This is a genomic window from uncultured Helcococcus sp. (assembly GCF_946998255.1).
Classification (GTDB): domain Bacteria; phylum Bacillota; class Clostridia; order Tissierellales; family Peptoniphilaceae; genus Helcococcus.
This window is the reverse complement of record NZ_CAMPYN010000009.1, coordinates 22,728-28,727: the sequence shown is the minus strand read 5'-3', so window position 1 is coordinate 28,727 and position 6,000 is coordinate 22,728. Positions and strand designations below refer to the sequence as shown.

The following is a 6,000-nucleotide window of genomic DNA, read 5'->3' as shown; positions in this document are numbered from 1 at the left end:
TAGAAAAAATAAAAAATGATCATAGCAAATTTATTAAGGAGCAAAATTAATGATAGAACTAAAAAATCTTTCAAAAAGCTTTGAAAGCAAGGATGGATTGATTGAAGCTGTAAAAGATACAAATATTAAAATAGAAGAAGGAGAGATATTTGGTTTTATTGGATATTCTGGAGCTGGGAAGTCAACGCTGGTAAGGTGCATAAACTTATTAGAAAAACCTACCACAGGCCAAGTATTTGTTGATGATGTAAACCTAACTGACCTAAGTAAAAAAGACTTAAGAAAAGAAAGAAAAAATATTGGTATGATATTTCAACACTTTAATCTTTTAAGGTCTTTAACAGTTTTTGATAATGTTGCCTTTAATCTAAAAGGCATTGGATTAAGTAAAGAAGAAATAACAAACAAGGTAAGGAACTTATTATCTTTAGTTGGAATCTCAGATAAAGAAAATGCTTATCCTTCACAATTGTCTGGAGGACAAAAACAAAGGGTAGCTATAGCAAGAGCTTTGGCCAATGATCCAAAAATACTTTTATGTGATGAGGCTACTTCAGCTCTTGATCCGCAAACTACAGGTCAAATATTAGAACTTTTGAAAGAGCTAAATGAAAAGTTAAAATTAACCATAGTTGTTATAACCCATGAATTAGATGTAATCAAAAAAATATGTGACAGGGTAGCAGTTATGGAAAATGGATCTATAGTTGAGATAAATGATGTATATTCTTTATTCTCAAATCCGAAAACAAAAATTGCAAGAGAGTTTGTGAACTCTACAAGTAATAAAGGGAAAATAATAAACTTACTTAAAAACAAGCCAGACTTATTTGGCCTAGAAGAAAAAGATCAAGTTTTAGACTTAGATTTTATAGATTCCAATGCCAGTGAATCAGTTATATCTAAAGTTTCTAGAGACTTCGATCTTGATTGCTCAATTATATTTGGTGATGTAGATATTATAAAAGATAAAAGTTTAGGTCAACTTATAATCAGTGTTAAAGGAGAAAATGAAGATATAAGAAAGGCGAAGGAATATCTAGATCAAGTAAATGTAAAATGGGAGTTAATTGAAATATGGAAACAATAAAAAGCTATTTACCAAATTTAATAAAACATAGTGATGAATTTATACAAAGTTTAATTGATACTCTATTGATGCTTGTTATATCAGGATTTTTTGTACTTATCATAGGGTTATTTTTAGGAGTGTTAATCACTGTAACAAAGAAAGATAATATTTTAGAAAATAAATATATTAATAGACCCTTAGATATACTAATAAATATATTTAGATCTATACCATTTATTATACTTCTAACAGCCCTATTGCCAGCAACAAGAGCCATAATGGGAACCATGATTGGAGTAAAGGGAGCTATATTTCCTTTAGTAATCGGGGCAATCCCATTTTTTGTAAGACAGGTTGAACAAGCCTTGGCTGATGTTGATAAAGGTGTTATAGAAGCTGCAGAATCTATGGGATTATCTCCAATAGAAATAATATTTAGAGTATATCTAAAAGAAAGTATAGGCCAATTAATCAGAGCCATAACTATTACAACTATTTCCTTACTAGGACTTACTTCCCTAGGAGGAGCAGTAGGGGCAGGAGGAATAGGCGCCTTTGTTATAAGATATGGTCACAATAGAAGATATTATGATATAACCTATGTCTGTGTGATATTGATAATATTATTCGTAACAATAATACAAACTGTAGGAAACTACCTTGCTAAGAAAAAAACACATTAAAAAAGGAGAATATGATGAAAAAAATATTAACAATACTTTTAGCTTTAACATTGGTGCTATCTTTAGTAGCATGTTCAAATAATAAGGATACAAAAATAAATGAAGAAAATTCAAGTGCAAATGAAACTAATAAGGTGAAAATAGGTCTAGTAGGTTCTGATTCTGTCGTATGGAAACATGTAGCAGATGTTGTAAAAGATAAGGGAGTAGATCTTGAAGTAGTTTATTTTGATTCTTACCCACTACCAAATAAGGCGCTAGACTCTGGCGATATAGACTTAAATGCTTTCCAACACCATATATACCTAGACAAGGAAGTAGAACAATTTGGCTACAAAATAGAAGCCGTAGGAGATACTTCATTTGCTCCTTTAGGAATATATTCAGAGACAATCAAAAGTTTAGATGAATTAGAAGATGGACAAACAGTAGTCATCCCAGATGATGTTACAAATGGTGGTAGAGCATTAAAACTATTAGAAGCAGCAGGTCTGATTAAAGTAGATGAAAATGCTGGAGTTTTACCTACCGTAGCTGATCTAAAAGAAAATCCTAAAAACTTAAAACTTTTAGAAATTAGTGCTTCAAATATTCCAGCTACCTTAGCAGAAAATCAAATAGCTGTTATAAACTCAGGTATTGCAGTTGATGCAGGTTATAAACCAGGTGAAGATACAGTATTTTTAGAAGAAGCAGTTAAGGGAGAAAACCCATATATAAACCTTATAGCTGCAAGATCAGAAGATAAGGATAAGGAATGGTTAAAAATCATTTTAGATGCTTATTACACTCCTCAAACCAAGGCTATAATTGAAGAGGATTCAAAAGGAACTTCATACCCAGTATGGTAAAATTTAGTTGTTGCGAAAAAATATATTTCGCAGCAACTTTTTTTATCTAGAGTAATAAAGATATATGCTATAATATGACAAAGAGGGAAAATGATTATAGATATAAATGATTATTATGATAAATTAATAAAAAAATTAAATAAGGATATATCTTCTTTAGATTTTACACCTAAATTATCAACCATAAGAGTTGGGGAAGATCCAGCTGCCATATCTTATGAAAAGTCTATTTTAAGAGAAGCTAAAAAACTTAATATAGGTGTAAAAAATAAAGTCTTTGAAAAAAATACTACTAAGGAAGAAATTGAAAAATATCTGGCTCAAGAAAATAAATCTGATGCCAACGGAATTTTAATATTTTCTCCGATGCAAGTAGACTTTGATCAGAAAATAATTTTTAATAAGATAGATGCTGACAAAGATGTTGATGGCTTATCTCTTAAAAATTTTAATAAGATATTTTCTGACCAAGATTATATAAACCTACCAACTACAGCTACAGCCACCTTAAATTTTTTAAGAGATAATTTTGATCTAGCATCGAAAAATATCTTGCTTATAAATAGGTCTTTGATAATTGGTAAACCTCTAGCTATGATGTTATTAAATGAAGATGCTACTGTGACTATAGCGCATTCCAAGACTTTAGATGTAAAAAACATGATGAAAGACTTTGATATTATCATATCAGCAATAGGGAAGGCTAGATATTTTCAAAATGTTGAACTTAAAAATGATGCCTTAGTTGTAGATCTTGGTATATCACAAAAAGATGATAAATATTATGGTGATTTTTGTAGAAAAGATTTTATTGATTCTTCCATAAAATACTTACCTGCTATAGGAGGTATAGGAAGGTTAAATGCTTGTTTTATTTTAAGAAACACTTATATGAATGGAGTAAAAAATGACAGATAAAAGGAAAACTTTATTAAGTTTAGTTCAACCTTCAGGTGATTTAACTATTGGTAACTACTTGGGGGCTATTAAAAACTTTATAAAATTACAGGATGAGTATGATTGCTATATTGGTGTTGCAGACTTGCACTCTATAACAGTACCCCAAGTAGCAGCAGAATTGAGGAAGAGATCTAGAGAAATAGTTGCTATATATTTGGCCCTAGGTCTAGACCCAGATAAGGTAACCATATTCATCCAATCACATAATCCAGACCATTTGAAATTATATTGGGTCTTAAACTCTATTTCATATATGGGACAATTATCTAGGATGACTCAATTTAAAGATAAACAAAATAGGGCGGATGAAAATAACAATGCAGCCTTATTTACTTATCCTACCTTGATGGCGGCAGATATTTTAGCCTATAATGCAGATGTAGTCCCAGTTGGTATTGACCAACAGCAACACATGGAGCTTGCTAGAGATCTTGCAATCAGGTTTAATAGTAGGTATTCAGAAACCTTTATAGTACCAGAATCTATAATAAATGAATCTACTAGAAAAATAATGTCTTTAAGAAATCCAGAAAAGAAAATGTCAAAATCTGATGAAGATAAAAATGCAGCTATATTTTTACTTGATCCGCCAAATGTAATTAAGAAAAAAATTAAGTCTGCAGTTACTGATTCATTTAATAATTTTGATTATAACGATAACCAAATTGCTTTGAAAAACTTAATAGATATCTATTTAGCCTTTACTGGAGAAGAATTGGACCATGTTTTAGCTAAGTATAAGGGTAAAGGTTATGGAGAATTTAAAGCAGACCTTGCTGATATAGTAGCTAGAGATTTAGAAGACTTCCAAAATAGATATAATGAGATAATATCCGATAAGGATAGATTAGATCAGATATTAAAAGAAGGAGCTGAAAAATCACAAAGAAAAACAAGAAACTTACTGGACAAAGTTTATAGAAAAGTAGGATTTTTACAATTATAAATAATATATTTAAATATATTACAAAAAGGTTAAAATGTTTATTGATTTTAACCTTTTTGTAATTTTTTAATTGCTTTTTAAATCCCTAAGTTGTAAGATTTAAACAATACACAGATTTTATAAGGAGAAGATATGAATTTTGATAAAAAAGTTAAATTGGCAAGTGCTATAGCTTTAGCCACAAGTATATCATTTGTAGTAGCTGAAGATGCAAATGCAGCATCAACCTACAAATTAAATAATGATGTTAAAGTCTATGTAAATGCTGATGACGCTAGAAGTCAAAGAAACTCAAAGACTAGTTATATTTCTGGCCAATATTATATATTTAAGACACATAATGGAATGATAAATATTTCCAAAAAACCTAATACAGCAGGCGCTTGGATAAATCCAAAAGACAACAAGGTACCTGTAAGTGATACAAAAGAACAAGTTGCTGTAAATCCAAAAGACAATAGCAAGGTGAATATTGGAGATAGCTATACTTTAAATAATCAAGTTAAAGTATATAGAAATGCCAGTGATGCTATAAACAACAAGTCTTCAGTTGCTACTTATAAACAAGGCCAATATTATATTTATAAAAAACATGGACAGGTGCTAAATATTACAAAAACAAAGGGTAAGGCAGGCGCTTGGATAAATCCAAAAGATAATAAGGCTTATATTGTTGAACAAACTGTAGAACAACCAACTAATAAAGAAGAAGATAAAAAAGTTAAAGTTGAAGTAAAAGAAAGTGCAAATACTAATGTTCCAGTTGATTTATCTAAAGTAAAAACTGAACAAATTATTACTTTAAATGAAAGCCAAGATGTTTATATCAATACTATTGATGCTGGCAAAAAAGAAAATGCTAGGGGTGAATACCTACCAGGCAGATATTATGTTTATAAAGAACATAATGGATTTTATAATATATCAAGAGCCAAGGGGGTACCTGGAGCTTGGTTAGGAAAAATAGAAACAAGCAACAATCAAGTTAGACATAAATTAACACCTTCTGAATTTATTGATGAAATTTCAGGACATGCACAAAAATTAGCAGCAGAAAATGATTTATATGCATCAGTAATGATTGCGCAAGCTATATTAGAATCTGGATATGGAACTTCCAGACTAGGATCAGCTCCTAACTTTAATCTATTCGGAGTTAAAGGATCATACAAGGGAGAATCTGCTTTAATATATACTGCTGAATATAAAGCAGATGGATCAAAATATATGATAACAGCTAATTTTAGAAAATATCCAAGTTATTATGAGTCTTTATGTGACTATGTAGAAGTACTTACAGCTAACGATAATAAATCAAGCTGGAGATACAACTTCTATTTAGGAGCTAGATTCTCAACAACTGAATCATATAAAGATGCTACAGCCCACTTAACAGGAAGATATGCATCAAGTCCAAATTATGGTTCAAGCCTAAATCAATTAATTGAAAAATATGATTTAACAAGATTTGATATGAACAAATAATTT

The 6,000-nt window shown here is 30.1% G+C and carries 6 protein-coding genes; all 6 read left to right on the top strand.

Annotated features, from left to right (window positions below; all coding sequences use genetic code 11):
- Window positions 1–49 precede the first annotated feature (49 nt).
- On the top strand, window positions 50–1,090 hold the full coding sequence (locus Q0U66_RS01630) for an ATP-binding cassette domain-containing protein (protein WP_297376803.1): 1,041 nt from the start codon (window positions 50–52) through the stop codon (window positions 1,088–1,090).
- Window positions 1,078–1,755 carry a methionine ABC transporter permease gene (locus Q0U66_RS01625; RefSeq protein ID WP_297376801.1) on the top strand — a complete coding sequence of 226 codons (678 nt, stop codon included), beginning with the start codon at window positions 1,078–1,080 and terminating at the stop codon, window positions 1,753–1,755. Before Q0U66_RS01630 ends, Q0U66_RS01625 begins: the two co-directional genes overlap by 13 nt.
- Before the next feature lie 14 nt (window positions 1,756–1,769).
- Window positions 1,770–2,606 (top strand): MetQ/NlpA family ABC transporter substrate-binding protein, encoded by an 837-nt coding sequence (locus Q0U66_RS01620; RefSeq protein ID WP_297376798.1) that lies wholly within the window; start codon window positions 1,770–1,772, stop codon window positions 2,604–2,606.
- Between the two features lie 90 nt (window positions 2,607–2,696).
- Window positions 2,697–3,524 carry a bifunctional 5,10-methylenetetrahydrofolate dehydrogenase/5,10-methenyltetrahydrofolate cyclohydrolase gene (locus Q0U66_RS01615; protein ID WP_297376796.1) on the top strand — a complete coding sequence of 276 codons (828 nt, stop codon included), beginning with the start codon at window positions 2,697–2,699 and terminating at the stop codon, window positions 3,522–3,524.
- Window positions 3,514–4,512, top strand: coding sequence for a tryptophan--tRNA ligase (gene trpS, locus Q0U66_RS01610; RefSeq protein WP_297376794.1), 999 nt, complete (start codon window positions 3,514–3,516; stop codon window positions 4,510–4,512). Before Q0U66_RS01615 ends, trpS begins: the two co-directional genes overlap by 11 nt.
- 132 nt (window positions 4,513–4,644) lie before the next feature.
- Window positions 4,645–5,997: a glucosaminidase domain-containing protein gene (locus Q0U66_RS01605; protein WP_297376792.1), complete on the top strand. Its 1,353-nt coding sequence runs from the start codon at window positions 4,645–4,647 to the stop codon at window positions 5,995–5,997.
- Window positions 5,998–6,000: the final 3 nt, after the last annotated feature.